At 60.1% G+C, this 19,702-nt stretch carries 23 protein-coding genes and 1 pseudogene; 4 read left to right on the top strand and 20 right to left on the bottom strand.

What is annotated here, in order from left to right:
• Window positions 1–5 precede the first annotated feature (5 nt).
• Window positions 6–956 carry a beta propeller repeat protein gene (locus CFE428DRAFT_RS02570; RefSeq protein WP_006977868.1) on the bottom strand — a complete coding sequence of 317 codons (951 nt, stop codon included), beginning with the start codon at window positions 954–956 and terminating at the stop codon, window positions 6–8.
• A gap of 6 nt (window positions 957–962) precedes the next feature.
• Complete coding sequence (locus CFE428DRAFT_RS32835; protein WP_006977867.1) at window positions 963–2,066, bottom strand: TlpA family protein disulfide reductase; 1,104 nt, start codon at window positions 2,064–2,066, stop codon at window positions 963–965.
• A 208-nt stretch (window positions 2,067–2,274) separates the two neighbouring features.
• Between CFE428DRAFT_RS32835 and CFE428DRAFT_RS02560 the strand changes: the two genes are divergently transcribed.
• A complete protein-coding gene (locus CFE428DRAFT_RS02560) occupies window positions 2,275–2,877 on the top strand; it encodes an HNH endonuclease (RefSeq protein WP_006977866.1) in 603 nt (200 codons plus the stop codon).
• Between the two features lie 85 nt (window positions 2,878–2,962).
• Here CFE428DRAFT_RS02560 and CFE428DRAFT_RS40270 read toward each other — a convergent pair whose 3' ends face one another.
• The 17 genes and pseudogenes from CFE428DRAFT_RS40270 to CFE428DRAFT_RS02490 all read right to left on the bottom strand — a co-directional run bounded on the left by CFE428DRAFT_RS40270 (window position 2,963) and on the right by CFE428DRAFT_RS02490 (window position 17,053).
• Entirely contained in the window at window positions 2,963–3,679 is a 717-nt protein-coding gene (locus CFE428DRAFT_RS40270) for an NADH-quinone oxidoreductase subunit N (protein ID WP_272941088.1), read from the bottom strand.
• Complete coding sequence (locus CFE428DRAFT_RS40265) at window positions 3,631–4,458, bottom strand: NADH-quinone oxidoreductase subunit N (protein WP_006977864.1); 828 nt, start codon at window positions 4,456–4,458, stop codon at window positions 3,631–3,633. Before CFE428DRAFT_RS40265 ends, CFE428DRAFT_RS40270 begins: the two co-directional genes overlap by 49 nt.
• Window positions 4,459–5,928, bottom strand: a complete 1,470-nt coding sequence (locus CFE428DRAFT_RS02550; RefSeq protein WP_006977863.1) for a complex I subunit 4 family protein — start codon at window positions 5,926–5,928, stop codon at window positions 4,459–4,461.
• Window positions 5,928–7,394 carry an NADH-quinone oxidoreductase subunit L gene (locus CFE428DRAFT_RS02545; protein ID WP_006977862.1) on the bottom strand — a complete coding sequence of 489 codons (1,467 nt, stop codon included), beginning with the start codon at window positions 7,392–7,394 and terminating at the stop codon, window positions 5,928–5,930. The genes CFE428DRAFT_RS02550 and CFE428DRAFT_RS02545 overlap by 1 nt, the downstream gene beginning before the upstream one ends.
• Before the next feature lie 39 nt (window positions 7,395–7,433).
• A complete protein-coding gene (locus CFE428DRAFT_RS38655) occupies window positions 7,434–7,751 on the bottom strand; it encodes an NADH dehydrogenase subunit L (protein ID WP_006977861.1) in 318 nt (105 codons plus the stop codon).
• Between the two features lie 60 nt (window positions 7,752–7,811).
• On the bottom strand, window positions 7,812–8,258 hold the full coding sequence (locus CFE428DRAFT_RS02540; RefSeq protein ID WP_006977860.1) for a GxxExxY protein: 447 nt from the start codon (window positions 8,256–8,258) through the stop codon (window positions 7,812–7,814).
• A gap of 27 nt (window positions 8,259–8,285) precedes the next feature.
• On the bottom strand, window positions 8,286–8,606 hold the full coding sequence (gene nuoK, locus CFE428DRAFT_RS02535; RefSeq protein ID WP_006977859.1) for an NADH-quinone oxidoreductase subunit NuoK: 321 nt from the start codon (window positions 8,604–8,606) through the stop codon (window positions 8,286–8,288).
• Entirely contained in the window at window positions 8,603–9,115 is a 513-nt protein-coding gene (locus tag CFE428DRAFT_RS02530) for an NADH-quinone oxidoreductase subunit J family protein (protein ID WP_006977858.1), read from the bottom strand. The genes nuoK and CFE428DRAFT_RS02530 overlap by 4 nt, the downstream gene beginning before the upstream one ends.
• A gap of 7 nt (window positions 9,116–9,122) precedes the next feature.
• Window positions 9,123–9,653 carry a NuoI/complex I 23 kDa subunit family protein gene (locus CFE428DRAFT_RS02525; RefSeq protein ID WP_006977857.1) on the bottom strand — a complete coding sequence of 177 codons (531 nt, stop codon included), beginning with the start codon at window positions 9,651–9,653 and terminating at the stop codon, window positions 9,123–9,125.
• Between the two features lies 1 nt (window position 9,654).
• Window positions 9,655–10,812, bottom strand: a complete 1,158-nt coding sequence (locus tag CFE428DRAFT_RS02520; RefSeq protein ID WP_006977856.1) for a complex I subunit 1/NuoH family protein — start codon at window positions 10,810–10,812, stop codon at window positions 9,655–9,657.
• Window positions 10,813–10,829: 17 nt separating this feature from the next.
• Window positions 10,830–12,509 carry an NADH-quinone oxidoreductase subunit G gene (locus CFE428DRAFT_RS02515; RefSeq protein WP_006977855.1) on the bottom strand — a complete coding sequence of 560 codons (1,680 nt, stop codon included), beginning with the start codon at window positions 12,507–12,509 and terminating at the stop codon, window positions 10,830–10,832.
• Between the two features lie 6 nt (window positions 12,510–12,515).
• Window positions 12,516–13,949, bottom strand: a complete 1,434-nt coding sequence (gene nuoF / locus CFE428DRAFT_RS02510) for an NADH-quinone oxidoreductase subunit NuoF (RefSeq protein WP_042724310.1) — start codon at window positions 13,947–13,949, stop codon at window positions 12,516–12,518.
• Between the two features lie 33 nt (window positions 13,950–13,982).
• Window positions 13,983–14,483: pseudogene (locus tag CFE428DRAFT_RS40880) on the bottom strand (NADH-quinone oxidoreductase subunit NuoE family protein); the annotation flags it as partial.
• 7 nt (window positions 14,484–14,490) lie between these two features.
• Complete coding sequence (locus tag CFE428DRAFT_RS02505; protein WP_131989151.1) at window positions 14,491–14,955, bottom strand: hypothetical protein; 465 nt, start codon at window positions 14,953–14,955, stop codon at window positions 14,491–14,493.
• 286 nt (window positions 14,956–15,241) lie between these two features.
• Window positions 15,242–15,877, bottom strand: a complete 636-nt coding sequence (locus CFE428DRAFT_RS02500) for a hypothetical protein (RefSeq protein ID WP_006977852.1) — start codon at window positions 15,875–15,877, stop codon at window positions 15,242–15,244.
• A gap of 232 nt (window positions 15,878–16,109) precedes the next feature.
• Entirely contained in the window at window positions 16,110–16,568 is a 459-nt protein-coding gene (locus CFE428DRAFT_RS02495) for a GNAT family N-acetyltransferase (RefSeq protein WP_006977851.1), read from the bottom strand.
• Window positions 16,565–17,053, bottom strand: coding sequence for a carboxymuconolactone decarboxylase family protein (locus CFE428DRAFT_RS02490; protein ID WP_006977850.1), 489 nt, complete (start codon window positions 17,051–17,053; stop codon window positions 16,565–16,567). The genes CFE428DRAFT_RS02495 and CFE428DRAFT_RS02490 overlap by 4 nt, the downstream gene beginning before the upstream one ends.
• A gap of 65 nt (window positions 17,054–17,118) precedes the next feature.
• Between CFE428DRAFT_RS02490 and CFE428DRAFT_RS02485 the strand changes: the two genes are divergently transcribed.
• From CFE428DRAFT_RS02485 to CFE428DRAFT_RS02475, 3 genes are all read left to right on the top strand, one after another.
• Window positions 17,119–17,625 (top strand): MarR family winged helix-turn-helix transcriptional regulator, encoded by a 507-nt coding sequence (locus CFE428DRAFT_RS02485; RefSeq protein ID WP_006977849.1) that lies wholly within the window; start codon window positions 17,119–17,121, stop codon window positions 17,623–17,625.
• A 91-nt stretch (window positions 17,626–17,716) separates the two neighbouring features.
• Window positions 17,717–17,977: a hypothetical protein gene (locus tag CFE428DRAFT_RS02480; protein ID WP_006977848.1), complete on the top strand. Its 261-nt coding sequence runs from the start codon at window positions 17,717–17,719 to the stop codon at window positions 17,975–17,977.
• Window positions 17,978–18,394, top strand: coding sequence for a type II toxin-antitoxin system VapC family toxin (locus tag CFE428DRAFT_RS02475; protein WP_006977847.1), 417 nt, complete (start codon window positions 17,978–17,980; stop codon window positions 18,392–18,394).
• Between the two features lie 40 nt (window positions 18,395–18,434).
• On the opposite strand, the gene nuoD is transcribed toward CFE428DRAFT_RS02475, so the two are convergent.
• Window positions 18,435–19,697 carry an NADH dehydrogenase (quinone) subunit D gene (gene nuoD, locus CFE428DRAFT_RS02470; protein ID WP_006977846.1) on the bottom strand — a complete coding sequence of 421 codons (1,263 nt, stop codon included), beginning with the start codon at window positions 19,695–19,697 and terminating at the stop codon, window positions 18,435–18,437.
• Window positions 19,698–19,702: the final 5 nt, after the last annotated feature.

The raw sequence follows: 19,702 nt of genomic DNA, 5'->3' as shown, positions 1-19,702 counted from the left end.
GCCACTCACGGCTGGCCGAAGGTCACCGCATTGAGCGAGGGCCCAGGCGGGATAGTCACCTTCTTCCACTCCATGAGATCGTGGGAGACGTGGATGTTTCCGCCCCACGAAAATCCGAGGCCGAGCATGCCCTCCCGCGCCCAAGCCACATTGAAGGGAATGGGCTTCGGCTGCCTGGTCCACGCAAGCCCATCGGGCGAAGCCCACACCGCCCGGCCACCGCTCACGAGGAAGCGCGTGCCGGTCCACGCGATGTGCGAGAAGTTTTCCATCACATCGGTTTCGTGTCGCTCCCACGCCTGGCCATCGTGCGAGCTTTCGATCAGGCCATTAGGGCCCACGACCACGAAGTGTCCTGACCCGTAGGCCACATCACGCGCGGCAGGCGCATCCAGCGCCGTATGTTCCCAACTCCGCCCGTCGCTCGTCACTCCGCGCCAACTCACACGTTTTTTGTCCGCCCAGAGATCGACATCACCGATGATGACGAAACGAAATCCCGCCTCGGTATCGCCACAGGCACTCCGACGCGCATGCACGCTCCCCTTCCAGTCGAGCCGCGCACCGTAATCGAACTTCTCGCCTGTTTGCGAATACATCAGTTCGGCATCGTGGCCAGCCACGAACAAACCGTGACCAAAGGCGATCGTTGCCACACGTCCTTTCACCTCCTGCAGTGACTTCCATTCGCGCCCGTCGACCGTGCTCAGGATGTGCCCGGTCCGCGAACCGCCGCCTACGGCAATGAAACGACCCGCACCAAAAGCCACGTTGAAAAGAACATCGTCGTTGTCCGCCGCCTGGTCGCTCCAACGCTGGTCGTTTTCCCAAGTCACCCCATCGCGCGAGGTGATGCGCCGCCCTCCGTACCCGACAGCGACGAACAGGCCCCGGTCGTCTGCGCGGACATCGCAGACCAAAAGCGCCAGCAGGGCCGCTACGAACGCGCCACGCATCGCAGCTTATTCCTTCAGCAGCTTCTCGACCTCGGGCGCGAGTTCGTCGTCGGTCAAGCCGACCTTGCGAATCATCCCTTTCTTATCGATCAGCCACGCCGATGGAATCGCCTGCACGCCGAACTGCTTGACGATTTTGCCGTCCCAACCGTCACCGTCGAAATGCTGGCGCCAGGTCATATTCATCCTCTTCATCGTCTCTTCCATCGCGTCCTTGTCCTGATCCAGCGAGATCCCAACGATCTCAAAGCCCTTGTCATGCAGCTTCTGGTAAGTAGCCGAAACCGTCGGCATCGCTCGCATGCAGGGCCCGCACCACGAAGCCCAGAAATCCAGCAACACCACCTTGCCGCGCAGGTTGGCAAAGTCGACCGGCTGGCCGTCCGATGCAGTGAACGATAAATCGACCGGTTTGCTCGTGAGCTGGGCGGTTTTCTCTTTGCGTTCGAGCGCGGCCTTGGCCACTTCCGCCTGGCGCGGGTCGGAACCGGCCGCCAGTTTTTTCAGCGTCGCCATGCCCTCCGACGTGGGATCCGCATCCAATGCCCGCATTTGCAGCGCTTTCACCTGCTCAGCCAGTACGTGGTCTGGGTATTTCTCCAGGTAATCCGCGACCGTTTTCTGGAACGCGACGAATCCCTCGGGTTTGTCCGGGGTCAGCGTGGAACTCTCGAGCAGGAGTTTCATGAACGAAGCTTCCCCTTTGATCGTCGCCGGTGCCTCCGGGGCATCGAGGATTTCGCTCAGTTTCTTCTGCTCATCCGCGTTCGGATCCTGGATACCGTATTCCCGCAGTTTCAAGGCGACCCGCAGGACGATCAGGCGTGCCCGCCAGCTCCGTTCATCGGCGGGAAATGTTTTCACGAAGGCCTCCGCTGTCGATTGCGCGGTCAGGAAGTACTTCAGGAGTTGGTCGAATGCTTCTTCCTGCGATTTCGGCGTCTCCGTGGGCGACTTCTGGGAGTTTTCCACCTGCTTCCAAGCCTCGTCGGCCGACTTCACTTTCGAAAAATCGATAACCGGCACCGAGACCGTCTTCTGCTCCTCAGCAGCGAATGTCGATAGCGACAGGGTGAGCAAGACGAGGGAGAGAAGCAGTCGGCTTTTCATAGGAAGGTCATCCAGCATAGCACCGAGCAACGCTGCGGCGAGAAACTTCCATCCGTGGTCCACCCCACAAGCCGGGGACTTCACCCTCGGTAAAACGAGGCCGCCCCCCCAGCAACGTTCAGGTGACAAAGTGCCCGATTCATTGACACGACGCCCGACCATTGCTAGCTTCCGCGCAAATTTCCGAGCCCCGAGCGCATTTTCCCCTATGCTCGATCGACAAGTACTCGTACTCAATCGGCTCTGGCAGGCAATCAATGTCTGCACAGTGCGGCGGGCTTTTACTCTCGTGTGCCAGGGGCATGCGCAGATTGTTTTCGCGGATGGGGGCAATAATTTCCGTACGCACGACTTCGAAAGCTGGCGCGACTTTTCACATCGCGAACCTGAGGAGGAAATGGTCCACACCATCGCCTTCAAGATCCGCATCCCGCGCATCATCGTGCTGATGTTCTTTGATCGCCTGCCGAAGAAGGAAGTGAAATTCACCCGCGCGAACATCTTCGAGCGCGACAAGAATACCTGCCAGTACTGCGGCAAGGTCTTCGACAAGCGCGACCTGAATCTCGACCACGTGCTGCCCCGCGACAAAGGCGGCCAGACCACGTGGGAGAACATTGTCTGCTCGTGCATCCCGTGTAACACAAAGAAGGGCAATCGCCTGCCCCTCCAGGCGGGCATGCGCCTGATCAAGAAGCCGGTCCGGCCGAAATGGCGGCCCTTCGTGAGTATCACCTTCGACGGCCACCGGCATGAGAGTTGGCGGCACTTCGTGGATCTCGCCTACTGGAACGTCGAGTTGGGCGATTAGCCGGAGGGACGCGCTCCTGCGCGCTTCCCACTCTTCCCTCCGTCTGACCGCGAAGATGGGGAACGCGCGGGAGCGCGTCCCTCCGTTACTTCTGCGCGACCGGGTGGGTCACCACACGGGTCTCGATCGGCACGCCCTTTAGCGATTTCAGGATCGGTTGCGGGAAGATGCCGAAGATGAAGATGAACAGCGCAAGGATTCCAACCGTGAACTTGGTCAGCGGGGCGACCTTGATGACCGTTTCGTCACCGGGCTCCTGCCAGTACATCGCGGCCACGACACGCAGGTAGTAGTAGAAGCCCGCGCCCACGGTGACGATACCGATGCCGATCAGGCCGTAGTTGTGCGCTTGCACGGCGGTGGCGAAAACGAGGAACTTGCCGAAGAAGCCGACGGTGAACGGGACACCAGCGAGGGACAGCATGGCCACGAGCAGGCCGAAGGCGAGGAACGGCGAGCGCTTGGCGAGGCCGTTGAAATGCGCGATGTCATCTCCGCGCGAATGATTGGCCACCACGATCATCACCAGGAAGCTGAGGAGGGTCATCAGGAGATAACCCGCGAGATAATAAGCCACCGCCACACGCGAGGACCCGAAGCCTTCCGGTGAACCGGAAACGCTGGCCACCGCGATGAGCAGATAGCCGGCGTGGGCAATCGACGAGTAAGCGAGCAGGCGCTTGAAGTTGTCCTGCGGCAGGGCCGCGAGATTGCCGTAGATGAGCGTGGCACCCGCGATGACGGCGAGCACCATTAGAATCTTTTCGCCCGCGCCCGGAGCCGCGAGGAAGGGCTGCAACACCCGCAGGAGCACGATGAAACCGGCAGCTTTCGAGCCGACGCTAAGAAAGCCGTGACCGGCGTGGGCGCGCCTTGATAGACGTCCGGCACCCAAAGCTGGAACGGCACCGCGGCAACCTTGAAGCCGAGGCCGACCAGAATGAGGACCACACCGAAAAGGAAGGGCGCCTGCGGGACATGCCCAGCGGCCACCACCTGGCGGATCAACTCGAGGTTCGTCTGGCCGGTCACTCCGAAAATCCAGGTGATGCCATAGACGAAGAAGCCCGTGCTGAGCGCACCGAGAATCAGGTACTTCACCCCCGCTTCCAGCGAAGCGGATTGCCGGCGCATGTAAGCGACGAGGATGTAGAAGCTGATGGTGACGAGTTCGAGCGAGACGAAGATGAGGAGGAAGTCCACGGCACTCGCCATGAACATGAGTCCCGCGCAGGTGAAGACCGGCAAACTGTAGAACTCGCCAAGGCCCGCCCCGGGTGTCGCGCTGGGAATGAACTTCGCCAGCACATCCTTGTATTCCAGCGCCATGATCAACACGACGATGGTGGTGAGGAGCGCAATGCGCTTGAAGAACAGCGCGGTGGGATCCGCAATATAGAATGGAGCCAGGTTGCCGACATCGGCCCGGGCGAAGAAAGAGAAGCCGACCAGCGCCAGCAGGACGGCGATAGCCATCCTGGCGAGGCCACGTTTGTCCTCGCTCTTACTAAACGACTCCATCAGCAACATGATGATGCCGAGAATCAGGACGGCGGTTTCGAGAGAAATCGAAGAGATCATTTATTTCGGCAGAAGGGCTTGGATGCTCGGCTGCACGTAGGCGAGGAACGCGCTCGGCGCGAAGCCCGCGACAAGCAGGAGGGCGAGCAGAAGGATGACCGGCCAGCGGAGCGATTTGATGGGATCAACGTATTCCGCGGAATCCTTTCCGGGCGCACCGAGGAAGATGGCACGGTAGGCGCGGAGCATGTAGACGGCGGAGATCACCACCCCCCAGAGGGCGAAGACGGTGGCGAGTTGGAAATTCGGAGCGACGAGGCCGGGACCGGGCTTGAAGGCGCCGAAGAAGACGTTCACTTCGCTGGCGAAATTGGCAAAGCCGGGCAGGCCGATCGAGGCAAAGGCCGCGAGGCCGAAAACGAAGCCCATCCACGGGGCGGACTTGGCCACGCCTCCAAAGCTCTCGAGCAGGAGCAACGGATTCCTTTGCCGGAGGAAACCAGCGAGGGCGAAGAGCGCGGCGATCGAGAGACCGTGGGCGAACATGAGCAACGCGGCGCCGCTCACGCCGACGATATTCAGCGCGGCGATCCCGAGGAAGATGTAGCCCATGTGCATCACGCTCGAATAGCCGAGCAGCAGGTCGAGCTTCTTCTGCGCGATGGTCACGAGACCGATGTAGATGATATTGCCGACGAGCAGGATGAGCAGGAGGCTCGCCCAGACTTTGGCGCCCTCCGGCAGCAGCGGCAGCGCGATGCGGATCAGACCGTAGAGGCCGAATTTCTTCAGCACACCGGCGTGCAACATCGCGACCGGGGTCGGCGCGGAGGAGTAGGCCGGCGGCGCCCAGGAATGGAACGGGAAGAGCGAGATGAGGATGCCGAAGCCGATCAACAGGAAAAGGTACGGACGGCTCTGGGCGGCGGCGGGAATGAGGCCGTTGCCCGCGAGACGCTGCAGTTCAATGAGACTGAAGGTGCGGGAAGCCGCCGGCACTGCCAGGTAAAGATCTACCAGGCCGATGAGCAGGATGATACTGCCGAGGCCGAGGTAGATCGTAATCTTCCACGCGGCGGTGTAACGCTCACCATAGCCCCACAAACCGATGAGCAGGAAGGTCGGGATGAGCGCCAGTTCGTGGAACGAATAGAAGAAGAAGAGATCGGTGGAAGCGAAGGCACCCGCCGCGCCCGCGGAGATAAAGAGCAAGCAGGCGTAGAAGAGATTCTCCCGCTTCTCGATTTTCGGTGTCACCCACACGGCAGCGAGAGTGACGATGCCGGTGAGCAGAAGCATCACCAAGCTCAGGCCATCGGCGCCGACCGCGTAGTTGAGCTTCCACTCCGGCACGATGGGCGTGATGGATTGGAACTGAAAACCGCCGGCGGCCTTGTTGTAAGACAGGAAGCCGAACAGGGTGAGCAAGAACTGCACGGTAGCCGCGCCAAGCGCCGTCTTGCGAGCCGGGGCACCGGCCAGGATGGCCAGGGCCGCGAGGATGGGGATGAAGATGATGAGACTTAGCATCAGCGAAAAACCAGGAAGTAGATTGTGGCCACGACGCCGAGGCCGAAGAGGAAGGCGTAACCTTGCAGGTTACCAAACTGCAGGAAGCGCAGGACGTAGCCGATGCCCCACACGGCACCACTGGTGGCGCGGACCAGGATGCCATCGATGATCCATTGATCGATGAAGCGGGCCATGGTGGCGAGCAACTCCTGTGTGCCGGCGATGAGCGCGGCGTAGATTTCGTCGAAGTAGAGCTTATCCCGCAGCGGCGCGAACGGGAACGGTTCCTTCGAGCGGCCGGAATAAAGGAAGTAGCCAAGACCGGTGCCGAAGACAAAAGCGAGAATCGCCAGCGTGGCGACCACACCATGTCCCCCGCCGTGCTCGATTCCCTCCACCGCTTGGGAGAAATTCTCACCAAGAGCGTGGCCGCCAATGAAGTGATAACCGGCGAAAACCGAGAAAAAGGCGAGAATCACCAACGGAGCGGTCATGCGGAACGAACCATCGTGGGCGTGGTCGGCGGCATCGCTGCGCGACGAACCGAGGAACGTCACGACGAAGAGCCTCGTCATGTAGAAGGCGGTGAGGAACGCGGTGAAGACTCCGAGGAGGAAGACGAGATAGGAATGCTGCTGCCAGGCGGCAAGCAGGATCACATCCTTCGAGAAGAATCCGCTGAACAACGGCGTCCCGATGAGAGCCAGGTAACCGGCGGCGAACGTCCAGAACGTCCAGTCCATCTTTTTGCGGAGGCCACCCATTTTCCAGATGTCCTGCTCGTGATGCATGGCGTGGATGATCGCGCCGGCGCCGAGGAAGAGGAGCGCCTTGAAGAAGGCGTGGGTGAAGAGATGGAACATCGCGGCGCCCGGTGCAGCGAGGCCGATGGCGCAGATCATGTAACCGAGCTGCGAGAGGGTCGAGTAAGCGAGGATGCGCTTGATGTCATCCTGTTGCGTGGCGATGAGCGCGGCGAGCACGGCGGTGATGATGCCGATGGCGGCGATCACCGATTGGCCGGTGGGCGAGAGCTGAATGAGGAAGGACACCCGGGCGAGCATGTAAACGCCCGCCGCCACCATGGTCGCGGCATGGATGAGCGCGGACACCGGCGTGGGGCCTTCCATGGCGTCGGGCAACCACACGTGCAGCGGGAACTGGGCGCTCTTGCCGATCGCGCCACAGAAAATCAGGACCGTGACCAGCGTGAGGAAGCCGGCGGTCAGGCTGAGATTGGGCAACGCCCCCTGCATCTCGCTGAAGACCACGCTGCCGGTCGCCGTCCATACCATCAAAATGCCGAGCATGAACCCGAAATCACCGATGCGGTTGGCGAGGAAGGCCTTGTTGGCCGCGGCCGCCGCCGAATCGCGGGTAAACCAGTGGCCGATGAGCAGATACGAGCTCACGCCGACGAGTTCCCAGAAGATGAACATCATCACGAAGTTATTCGCGAGCACGATGCCGAGCATCGAGAACATGAAAGAGCGAGAGGTTGCCCGAAGAAGCGCGCTTCGCTTTCATCCTTCCTCCATATAAACGAGGGAGTAGATGTGAACCAACGTACCGACACCGGTCACGACGAGGAGCATGAGCTTGCTCAGCTCATCGACGGTCACGCCGATGGGCACATAGAAGGCCGGGCGAAAGTCGAGCCACGGAATCTCCGACGTGCCGTTGTGGCCGGCGAAAACGAAGAGGGCGGCGATGAAGGTCAACGCGACCGTCAGGACAGAGATGCCGGCAGCCGTGCCGCGCGATTTGCGCAGGAAGAGCTGGATCAGGACAGCGCTGAACAGCGGGGCGAGGAGAATGAACCAGGGAAAGTGTGCGTCCATCTTAGACTGACAACAAGGGATGAATTGGCCCGCGAATCACGCGGATAACACTAATGGATTTCACAAATAAATTTCCTCTTTAATTGTAGGGACTCGTTGAGCGGCGGCTTTCAATTTCTCACCACGAATAAAACGCTCGTATTGCACCTTGGGATAATGACCGAAGTTGACGAGCAACGCCAAATCGTAGCCGCTGGCAGCGAGATAGTTAATGACTTGGGCGCGGTGCTCATCAACCAAATTCGAGACCGCTTTAATCTCGAGAAGAACTCTTTCGAAACAGATGAAGTCGAGCTGAAACGTCTGGGTCAGGGTACGGCCGCGATAAGTCAGGGTCATCGGGGGCTTCGAGCGAAATGGTATTCCTTCAGCTTCGAATTCGATTTCCAAGCATTCGTGAAAAACCTGCTCTAGAAAACCGCAACCCTTGTCATTGTACACCGCGAAACACGCACCGAGAATTCGGTAGCTCTCCTCTTTGAAAAGGATATTTTCGGTTTCAGACATTCGAGTAATTCGAGTGATTCGCGGGCTCTAGAATTTTAAAGAGTTGATGTCCTCGACGTGAGTCGTCTGCCGGGCGCGATAGAGAGCGACGATGATGGCGAGGCCGACCGCGACTTCAGCCGCGGCGACGGTGATGATGAAGAAGACGAGGACCTGCGCATTGTAGTTGGGCAGGCCGTTGACCAGATTGAAGCGGGAGAAAGCGACCAGCGAGAGGTTGGCCGCATTCAACATCAGCTCCAGGCACATGAAGATGATGATGATATTGCGGCGGAGCATGACCCCGGCGAGGCCGATGGCAAAGAGCAGGCCGCTGACGAAGAGGTAGTGAAAGAGAGTTATCGTCATTTCAGTTCGCGCTTGGAGAGAACGACCACCCCGATCGTGGCGACCAGGATGAGGACGCCGATGACCTGGAATGGCAGGTTATGAACGGAGAAGAGCGTGGTGCCCACGTTGGTCACGTCGTCGATGCTCTTGCCTTCGCTCGCCCACATCGTGGGAAACGGCTGATGGGCCGCGGAGTAACGCTCGAGGACCAGCCAGAGCTGCGCGATGAAGGCCAGGGCCACGAGACCGCCGCCGACATAGGCCGGCAGGTTCGGCTTGCGCCGCGTCTCGGCTTTCAGGTCGAGCAACATGATGATGAAGAGGAACAACACCATGACCGCGCCCGCATAGACGAGCACCTGGATCACAGCGATGAAATAGGCATCGAGGCCGACAAACAGCGCCGCCAGCCCGAGGAAGGAAACCACGAGGCACAACGCGCTGGCCACCGGGTTACGATTGGCAACCACGGCGATACCGAAGCAGACGGTCAACGCGGCAAAGAGATAGAAAAGGATCGGCGACATCAGCGGATTACTTCTTGGGGTTCCACTTGTGCACGAGGCCTTTCATCACGCCGCCGAGCTCATAGAGCTTGGCCTTGTCGTGCTTCATCTCGGCCCGGGTCGTGCCGGTGATCGCGTAATCCTTGCGCAGGAAGATGGCCTGCTCGGGGCAGACTTCTTCGCAGAGGCCGCAGTAGATGCAACGGATCATGTCGATCTCGAATTCCTTCGGACGCTTCTCGACCTTGGCGAATTTCGACTCGGCGGGAATTTCCTCGGGCGTGATGGTGATCGCCCGCGGCGGGCAAATGAACTCGCAGAGCTGGCAGGCGACGCAGCGTTCGCGGTCGTGCTCGTCTTTGACCAGCGTCGGGGCGCCGCGATAGTGCTCGGGCATGTGCGCATCCCATTTTTCCTCGGGATACTGCATGACGACCTTGGTCTCCCCCTTGAGCATCCGCTTGAGATGCTTGATGGTGATGGCGAGGCCGGCGACGATGGAGGGAAGATAGATCTTCTCCTTCCAAGTCAGGTTGGGACGTGGGACAACGTAGGCCATGTTAGTGAGTGCAGGCGAGGATACCCGCGGTGAGGAAGATGTTCACGAGGGCGATTTCGAAGATGTAGAGCCAGCCGAGCTTCATGAGCTGGTCATAGCGGAAACGCGGGAGGGTCCAGCGGACCCAGATGAAGACGAAGAGAAGCGCGGCCACCTTCGCGAAGAAGGCGGTGATGTTCACGATCCCCCAAATGAGACCGGGGACGTGGCGTAATATCGGAATGCCACCTTGTGCATCGCCGTTGGGAATACCCGGGACGTGATAACCGCCGAGGTAAAGCACGACGATCAGCGCACTGCCCGCAATCATCGCGGTGTATTCGCCGAGGAAGAAGAGGGCGAACTTCATCGACGAGTATTCGGTGTGATAACCGGCGACGAGTTCCGTTTCCGATTCCGGAAGATCGAACGGCAGACGGTTCGTCTCCGCGAACATCGAGATCGTGAACGTCACGAAGGAGATGATGATGGGAATCCAGAGGAGCGTCTTCCCCCACCCCAGATGGCCATTCGAATAAGGCAGCATCATCCAGCCGTTGTGGATCTGGTATTCAACGATCTGAGGCAGGCTGGTGGAGCCGGCGATGAGCAGCACCGGCACGGCGCTCAGGCCCATGCCAAGCTCATAGCTGATCATCTGCGAGGTGCTGCGGATGCCGCCAAGGAAGGGATACTTCGAGTTCGACGACCAACCGGCGAGAACGATGCCGTAGACGCTCACGCTCGAGATGGCGAACATGAAGAGGACGCCGACATTGATATTCGCCACGACCATCGGCACGCCGAGGATCGTGCTGCCGAAGGGAATCACCGCGAGGGTGACGATCGCCGGCATCATCGACAGCGTCGGGGCGATCCAGAAGTAGAACTTGTTGACGTGCGCGGGGACGAAATCCTCCTTGAGGAGGAACTTCACCGCGTCGGCAATCGGCTGACCGAGACCGCCGAGGAAGGGCGACCAGTCTTTGCCACCGATGAGCGAAAGCGGGAAGCCGGTGCGGTTCGGGCCCACGCGGTCCTGGATGAGTGCACTGACACGGCGCTCGGCATAGACCGTGTAGCTGACCATGGGCAGCACCACGAGGAAGATCAGGAAGATCGTCTTGGCCAGCGAGGTGCCGACCAGGAACAGGAAGTCAGTGGAGTATAGGTAATCCATCGATCGAAAATGGTGACTTACTTCGCGGCTTCAGCGGGTTCGGGTTCAGGCGTCTTTTCCTGGATGACCTGCACACCGAGGTCACCGATCTTGCTGAGATTCAGGCCGGCGAATTCCTTCACTTCGGCCGCCAGCGATTTGAAAACGTCCTCGATCATGTAGAGGCCATTGGAGCCGGAGACCGCCTGGATGAGATCGCGCAGGATCTCCCAGTCGTCATGCGCTTCGCCGGGGGCGTTGACCGCGCGATTGAGGCGCTGAAGACGGCCCTTGAGATTGATCATCGAGCCACGCTTCTCGACCCACGCACTGGCGGGGAGGAGGACGGTGGCATGCGGCGTCGTCTTGTTGGGCAGGATGTCGAGCGCGATGATTGCGTCGAGCTTCGCCAGGTCTTCCTCGGTGAGGCCGGCCTTGGTGAGGTCTTCGCCCATCGTGATGACCACCTTGATCGTCCCCGCGCGCACGCCTTCGACGAACTTCTTCAAACGTCCGCCGGGCTTGCTGGTGGTGAGACCGAGCACCTTGGCGCCGTTGGTATTCGGATTGCGATCCGCGGCGATGAGCAGGCCGTCCGCCGTGCCGTTGCGCGGCAGGATGTCGTGCTGCTTCTTGATGTTCAGCGCGTTGACGAGGCGCGTGGTGAGGAAGAGCTCTTCGTTGGTCTGCCGCCCGGAAGCGAGCAACCAGATCTGTTCGCTCGGCTTGGACTTCAGCACTTCGGCGGCGATGGCGATGGCCGTGCGCCACTCCACCGGCTGACCCTTCACCGTCGGCTGATGCAGGCGATGCGCATCGGCGACGTATTTGAAATTGAGGCGATGCGAATCCGGCAGCCACACGCCGTTCACGTCGTTATTTTCGCGCGGGGTGATGCGGTAGATCTTATTCTCGCGCGAACCGATGGTGATGTTCGAGCCGGTGCCGCAATTGACATCGACAGTCTTGGTTTCCTTGAGGAACCACACGCGCATCTTGAAGCGGAAATCCGTCGAGGTCAGAGCGCCCACCGGGCAGATGTCCACGGTGTTGAGCGAGTAGTTGTTATCGAGAACGCGTTCCGGATGGCAGGCGATGCTGTTGTAGCTGCCGCGATCGACGATGCCGAGCACGTCGTCGTGAGCCACTTCCTTCATGAAACGGATGCAGCGCGTGCAAAGAATGCAGCGCTCGGCATCGAGCGTGACCCGCGGTCCGAGCTCCACGTTCTTCGGCTTCTTGACCTTGTGCTCGAGGAAACGCGATTCGCCCTGGCCGTATTCGACCGAGAATTCCTGCAGGCGGCATTCGCCGGCCTGATCGCAGATCGGGCAATCCAGCGGGTGATTGATGAGCAGAAACTCCATCACACCCTGACGGCACTCCTTCGCCATCGGCGAATCGGTGCGGATGCCCATGCCTTCGGCGACGTCCTGCGCACAGGAAATCTGCGGACGCGGAATCCAGGCGATCTCCGGCTTGCCATCGGCGCCGACGACCGGCTTGCGGTCCGGCGTCATCTTCGGCATGCCCATCTCGACGAGACACATGCGGCAGTTACCCGGCGAGGAAAGCTTCGGGTGGTAGCAATAACGCGGAACGTATTTGCCGGCCTGCGAGCAGGCCTCAATCACGCGGGTGCCTTTGGGAAACTGGTGCCAAACGCCATCAACCTGGACGTTCAACATTTGGACTGGAGCGGCGGTTTCGGTGCTCATCAAAAGTTACTTGGTAGCGGCGGGTGCAAACGGGGCGCCGGTGCGCTGGTCGTGCAGCGTCTCGATCTTCTCGTTTTCGACGAGTTGCTCCGGGGTGTATTCCGGCGGCATGGGCGGCGGGATGTCCTTCTTCGCCTTGGCGGTGAATTCGTCGCGGAACTTGAGGACGAACGACTGCGTCGGCCACGAGCAGGCTTCGCCGAAGGCGCAGATGGTCTTGCCGGCGATATTGTCGGCAACGTTCTTGAGCACGTCAGGATCCTTGGCCGTTCCCCCACCCTCGATGATACGGTCGGTGATCTTCTTCATCCACAACGCGCCTTCGCGGCACGGGGTGCACTGGCCGCACGACTCGTGGGCGTAGAATTCGTTGATGTTATTCAGCGTCTCGACCATGTCGCGCGAGTCGTCCATGACGATGACGCCGCCGGAGCCGGCCATCGAGCCCGCCGCGGCGAGCGTGTCGAAATCCATCGGGATTTCTTCGAGCGTGATTTCCTTGTCCTTGAGCTTGTACTTCTCGCCGGCCTTCAGCACTTTCGCCGAGGAACCGCCGGGGATCACCGCCTTGAGCGTGCGTCCGTCGCGCAGGCCGCCGCAGACGTCATTGATCAGTTCGCCCATCGTCAGGCTGCCGACTTCCACTTCGTAATAGCCGGGCTTCTTCACGTCGCCGCTCACGCAGAGAATGCGGGTGCCGGTATTGTTCGGTTTGCCGAGCTTGGCGTATCCCGCGCCGCCGCCCATCGCGAGGATGTGCTTCACGTCGCAGAGCGTCTCGACGTTGTTCACGATGGTCGGGCACTGATATAGACCGAGCACCGCCGGGAAGTAAGGCGGCTTGATGCGCGGGTAAGCGCGCTTGCCCTCGAGCGATTCGATGAGGCCGGTCTCCTCACCGCAGATGTAAGCGCCCGCGCCGCGGTGCACGTAGATCTCGCAGTCGAAGCCGGAGCCGAGGATGTTCTTGCCGAGGAAATTCTTCGCCCGAGCTTCGGCCAGCGCCTTTTCCAAAATCTGCGCCCCTTCCGGGAATTCACCGCGGATGTAGATGTAGGCGAGGTTCGCGCCGACCGCGAAGCACGAGATGACCATGCCTTCGATCAACTGATGCGGGTCCTGGTGGATGATGTAGCGATCCTTGAACGTGCCGGGTTCGGACTCGTCCGCGTTGCAAATGAGATAGGTCGGCTTCGGCCCGCCGCGCTTGATGAAGCCCCACTTGACGCCGCAGGGGAAACCCGCGCCGCCACGGCCACGCAGGCCGGATTTCTTCACCTCATCGACAATCTCCTCCGGCTTCATCTTGAGCGCCTGCTCGAGCTGTTTGTAGCCGCCGTCGTTCAGGTAGCAGTTGAGGTCGTTCGTCCAGCCTTCGCGATCGATGTTCTTGAAAACGACGCGCTTCTCGCGCGGATGCGGCGGGCGCACGCGCGGCATGGTGGCGTCGCTGCGCTGGAGCTTCAGCAGCTTGGCGGCGTCCTCGAGCTTGACGTTCTCCTTGAAATTGTCGTCGACCATCGCCACCGGCGCGCTGCCGCAACTGGCGAGGCACTCGACGAATTCGATGGAGTATTGGCCATCGGGCGAAACGGCGATGGGATTGCCGTGACCGGCATTGGCATGATGCGCGCCTTCCTCTGCCCACTTTTTGAGATCGATCCCGGCGGCAGCGGCAATCCTCTCCTTCAGCTCGTAGCTGCCGGCCATGGCGCACGAGAGCGTGCGGCAGACGCGGATGTGGCGCTTGCCCGCGGGCTCGCGGCGGAACATCGGGTAGAAGGTGACCAACTCGAGGATATTGATCGGCTGCAATTCGAGCTTCTGCGCGATCCAGGAGATGGCTTCGTCGCTGATGAAGCCGAAATGCTCCTGCCACAGGTGCAGCAGGGGCAGCGAAGCACTCCGCTTCGAGGCGGGATAGTGCGTGATCGCTTCGTCGATTTTTGCGAGCAGGTCGGATGGAACTTCCATTAGAAAATCAGTTGGGCTGGCGCGGCTGAGCAGGCGCGGGCGTGGTGGGCGCGGTCGCTTTCGGCTCGCTGGTGTTGGGCAGCGGGGTGGTCATTTCCGGCGACGGCGGACGGCGCGGAATCATGTGAAGCTCGCTATCTTCGGGCGCAGGCGTTTCGCCGAAGTGGTCGACCCGGCGGATGAGCTTATTGTCCACGAAGTGCAGCTCGATGGTGTGACCATCCTGCTTGTAGTAATAACGCACCCCGGGCAGATCCTTCGTGGTCTGCATCTCGATGGGAAAGGATTCAACGCGGTTCGGCTGCCCGAGAATGGCTTCGACTTCCTTGATGGAAAGCGCCTTGCCACTCTTTTCCGCCTGCTCGTAGAGCTTGTTCACGGCGTCGATATTGCGATCCGCCAAGCGGGGGCCACAGGCCGAGAGGCCGATGACGAGAGAAAGGGATAGCGCAATGGCGGGCATGGAACGCACGTTGGACTGCAGTGTGCGAACGTGGCCGCAGACTCGCAAGCCGAATTTGTGAAACTTTTCACAAGCTCCGATTTCCGCCAGCCAATTGCAACGGGGGCGCAGGCGATTATTTCACCCAGTTGTCGCGTTCCCGTCACTCATTGGCCACACGGCACCCCCATGCTGCGGTCGCCAATCAAGGCACCACTTAGACTCACCAATATTTGCAGCCATGCGATCGGGGGATAACATGGCCGCACAAAGTGGGCGGCCCACTTCACGCTTCGGCGAGGAGTGGGCCGCGTTTTTATCCCACGGATGGCAATTTGCGTGGTTTGTCCGCGGGCGGAGCGCGGACGATTTCGACATCCGGTGCCTCCGCACTCATCGCTGGTGGCTGATTCAGAGGCACTTCCGGCCCGGGAGGAACGGCGCTCTCCCCATCCGGCCTGGCGTTCCGCAAACTCACCGTCTCGATCACCAGTTCGGCAATCCGCCGGTCGCGCTGCCGCAACTGGGTGGTCATTTCTTCCATCTTCCTGGCCATGGCCTGCCGAACGATCTCCAGATCGATCCGCAGGTGATCACGTTCACCAGTGACCTTCGCGAGCTTGATCTCAAAGGCAACCGCGCGCATGGCCTCGTTGGCCAGTCGGTGCCGCTCCGCACGGAGTTCCACGATACCGGCCTGCAAATGCTCCAAATCCTGCGTGGTCTTCTCGAGAATCTGTTTGAGCTGGGCGTACTCGTTCGATTTGCCCGCGAGCTGCCGCTGAAAATCCGCCGCCAGATCCTGCGCCTGTAGCAAATCGTTCTTCAGCGCCTCGTGGTCCGCGATCAACGAACCGCTGAGATTGGGATTCACCAATTGCCGCGACGCGGGCGCCTCCGCCGGAGTCGTTGACCCGTCCGGCGTCTGAGGCTGATGAATCCCTTCATTCATAGACCGTGAAAAGCGCGCATAGACTACCCTGTGGAGGGAGCAATACGTATGCCCCGGGTTTAAAACAGCGGAAAATATACGTAGTGGCCTCCAGCGTGAACTCTTCTGCAGAAAAGTCCGAGGGAGCCTTCGAGTCAACATTTTCGCATTGCGGGTTCTACGGGAAAGCGTCCCCCAGCCGATTTTAGATCGGCATCCTCAGGACGGGCCATCCGAGGTTTTCAATCCGACCTCATTTCACCTCATCCACAACGATGGAGAAGCGCAGGGCTGTACCGAGCAATCCTTGCCGGTAATAGAAGCGGTGCGCGAGGACGTTCGACAACGGCGTATCGAGGAGGAGCTTTTCACAACCAAGAATCCGAGCTTCCTCGCGGAGACGCTGGAGCAGCCGGGCGCCATGGCCATGCCCCCTCGCCTCTTCGGAGGTCACCAGGTCATCCACGTAGAGATGGGCACCATGCACCAGGTTCTCGATGATCCGAAAACCCGCCAGAGCCAAAAGGCGGCCATTCTCCCAGAGCCCCAGGAGGCGATATCCGTCAGCTTGCTGACGGCGCCAGCGCGCGATGAATTCCACTTCGGATGACAGATGCGGACGAAGCTGCCGCATCAGGGGAAAACACAAGCGCGCTTCCGTCTCGAGATCGAGTTCGCGGATCTCAATAACCGCGTCGGAGGCGGCACTCATTGGGCCGCGGTCTTGGGCTCGAGCGTGGACGGCGGAGGCGGAAAACGGAAGGCAATGCTGATCCGGTTCCAGGCATTGATCATTCCCACGGCAGCCGTCAGGTAGGCCAGTTCGCTCTGGGAGAAATGCGCGGACACGGCTTGATAGGCGGAGTCGGGTACGCCTTCGTGGTCGAGGGCGGTGAGCATCTCCGTCCACTCCAGCGCGGCTTTTTCGCGATCGGAAAAGACCTCGGCATCGCGCCAGGCGGCCAGCAGGTCGAGTTTGATCTGCGAAACGGAAAGCTGGCGGAGATGATTGAGGTGAAACTGCGTGCAGAAGGTGCAGCCGTTGATTTGCGAGGCACGGAGCTGGGCGAGTTCGGTAAGATCTCGATCGAGACCGGAAGCGCGAATGGCTTTGCCGACTTCCATGAGCGCAGCATTGGCAGCTGGGGCCACCTGGCTGAATTCAGACCAATCGAGGCGGGCGTGAGAAGAGGTCATGGCTTGTCAGAATCGGTGAATGTGTGAATGATATCAGAACTCGAACAACATATTCGAACTCTGATATGATGCGCAAGCGCTTTTCCCCTCCGGCTTCGTCCTCCGTCCCCGCCATCCCCCGCCCCGGTGAAGGCAAGCGCGGGGAAGCGGGACACGTCGGCTATCTATTGCGACAAGCGCACGCGATTCATCGACTCCGCATGGAACGCGCCCTGGCCGACTTGGATGTGACCCCTCCACAGTTTGCCGTGCTCACCATGCTCAACGCATATCCGGGAATTTCGAATGCGGACGTCGCCCGGCTTTCCTTGCTTACTCCGCAGACGGTCAGCGTCATCGTCACCAATCTGGAGAAAATGGGCGCCATCGCCCGCCGCCCTCATTCCATCCACGGACGGATTCAACATCTCGACGTGACCGAGGCTGGGCAAAAGCTGCTCACGCTATGCCGCACGCGAGTGCAGAAGATCGAGGCGTGGCTGCTGGAGGGACTGACGGCCGCCGAGGAAAATGCCGTGCGACGCTGGTTGGGAGAAATCGCGCTCCGCCAAGAGCTGGAGGAACAAAAGTAACGGTATTTGCTTCGCTGGTCTTCTAACGTATCCCTCCATCGACAATCTTCTGCCTAGCGGCAAAGCTTTCGGTGAATTATTCTGTAGCTGTATGACCTTTACTCGACGCATCCCCGCTGACCGTCTGCTGGACTTTGATGTTCGGGAGGGTGACACACTCCGCGTGATTGCGACAAGTGGCTCCGCTTTTGTCGTGCAAGTGAGCCGCGCTGAAGAGGGATCATTGCATCGCAAGTCCACAGCGACCGAGTGGTTGCGTCATGCCAAGGGCAGCGTGCGTTTGGAAACGGGCGAGACCGCAAATGACGTACGGATGGAATATTATGCGGCGAAATACGGCCTTGCCCAGTGAATGCGAGTCTTTCTTGATACTAATATCGTTCTCGATGTGCTCCTTAATCGCCCGGCGTTCATCGTCGACAGCGAAGCAGTAATTCTGCGTTGCGAGTCAATTGGCCATCCGATGTTTATCGCCTGGCACGGCCTGGCCACGGTTTACTATCTGCTCAAAAGAGGGCGCACGGAGAGCGAGGCGTTGATTGAATTGGACAAGCTCCTGTCGTGGGTTTGCGTGGCTGATTGCTCGGACGCCGACGCCCGTACCGCGCGTGCCTTGAGTTTCACAGATTTCGAGGATGCTTTGCAGGCCGTCTCCGCGGCAGCGTCCGCTGCCGATTTGATCGTCACACGGAACATCGCTGATTTTTCTAGAAGTAAGGTCCCAGCAGTGACCCCACAAGAGCTTCTTCAGCGCCTTCCGATCCCCTAACGGTGATTGGATCAGGTTTTCTGATCTGCTTCTCGGCTACTTAGCGGTCGCACTCGCCCATCACGAAGTCCAGCGAACCGAGGATGGCGACGACGTCGCTCATCATGTGGCCGGGCAGGATCTTCGAGAGGATCGAGAGATTGCAGAACGAGGGGCTGCGAATCTTCAGGCGGTGCGGGGTGCCGCCGCCTTTCGAATTGATGTAAAAGCCAAGTTCGCCCTTCGGATTTTCGTGGCCGAAGTAGATTTCGCCGGGAGGCGCATCAACACCCTCGGTGTGCACGATGAAGTGGTGGATGAGCTCCTCCATCTTCGTGAGCACAGCCGTCTTGGGCGGCGGAAAATTCTTGGCGTCACTGACGTTGATCGGGCCACCGGGCAGCTTGTCGATCACCTGATGCAGGATGCGAATCGACTGGCGCATTTCTTCCATGCGCACGACATAGCGGTCGTAGCTGTCGCCCACCGAACCGATCGGCACGTCGAACTCATACTGCTCATAGCCGAGATACGGATGCTTCTTGCGCAGGTCGTGGTCGATACCGGAGCCACGGAGGTTCGGGCCGCTGAGGCCGAAGCTGAGCGCGTCTTCCTTGCTGATCGTCCCGATATCCTTGGTGCGATCTACGAAGATACGGTTGCGGGAAAGCAGGTTGTCGGTCTCATCGATCACCGCCGGGAGTTCGCTGAGGAATTTCTTCACCTGATCCAAGAAGCCGTCCGGCAGATCGCGGGTCTGGCCGCCCACGCGGGTGTAGCTGGTGGTGAAGCGCGCTCCGGTGAGCAACTCGACGAGATTGTAGATCTTTTCGCGCTCGGTGAAAGTGTAGAGGAAGACGGTCATCGCACCGCAATCCATGGCGAAGCAACCGACGCCGAGGAGGTGCGAGGAAATGCGGGCGAGCTCGCAGCAGATCACGCGAATGGCCTGGCCGCGCGGCGGCAAGGTCCAACCCATGAGCTTTTCCACCGCCAGTGCGTAGGCCACGTTGTTCGCGATCGGCGCGAGGTAATCCAGTCGATCCGTATAGGGGATGAACTGGTTGTAGTGCATGTTCTCGGCGATTTTTTCGTCGCCGCGATGCAGGTAGCCGATATCCGGCGTGGCCATGGTGATGATCTCGCCGTCCATCTCCAGGATGAGCCGCAGCACGCCATGCGTCGCCGGGTGCGAGGGCCCCATGTTGAGGATGAGCTTTTCCCCGAGCAGGTCCGTGGCGCCGCCGCTTTGATTTTCTTTCAGAGCGGTCTGGACGCGGGCCAGAGTATCGGGATGTTCGAGTTCAGTCGTGGTGACAGCCATTGGCG

This window comes from Chthoniobacter flavus Ellin428 (assembly GCF_000173075.1).
Lineage (GTDB): Bacteria > Verrucomicrobiota > Verrucomicrobiia > Chthoniobacterales > Chthoniobacteraceae > Chthoniobacter > Chthoniobacter flavus.
Note: the sequence above shows the minus strand (reverse complement) of the source record. Positions and strands in the feature narration are given on the sequence as shown.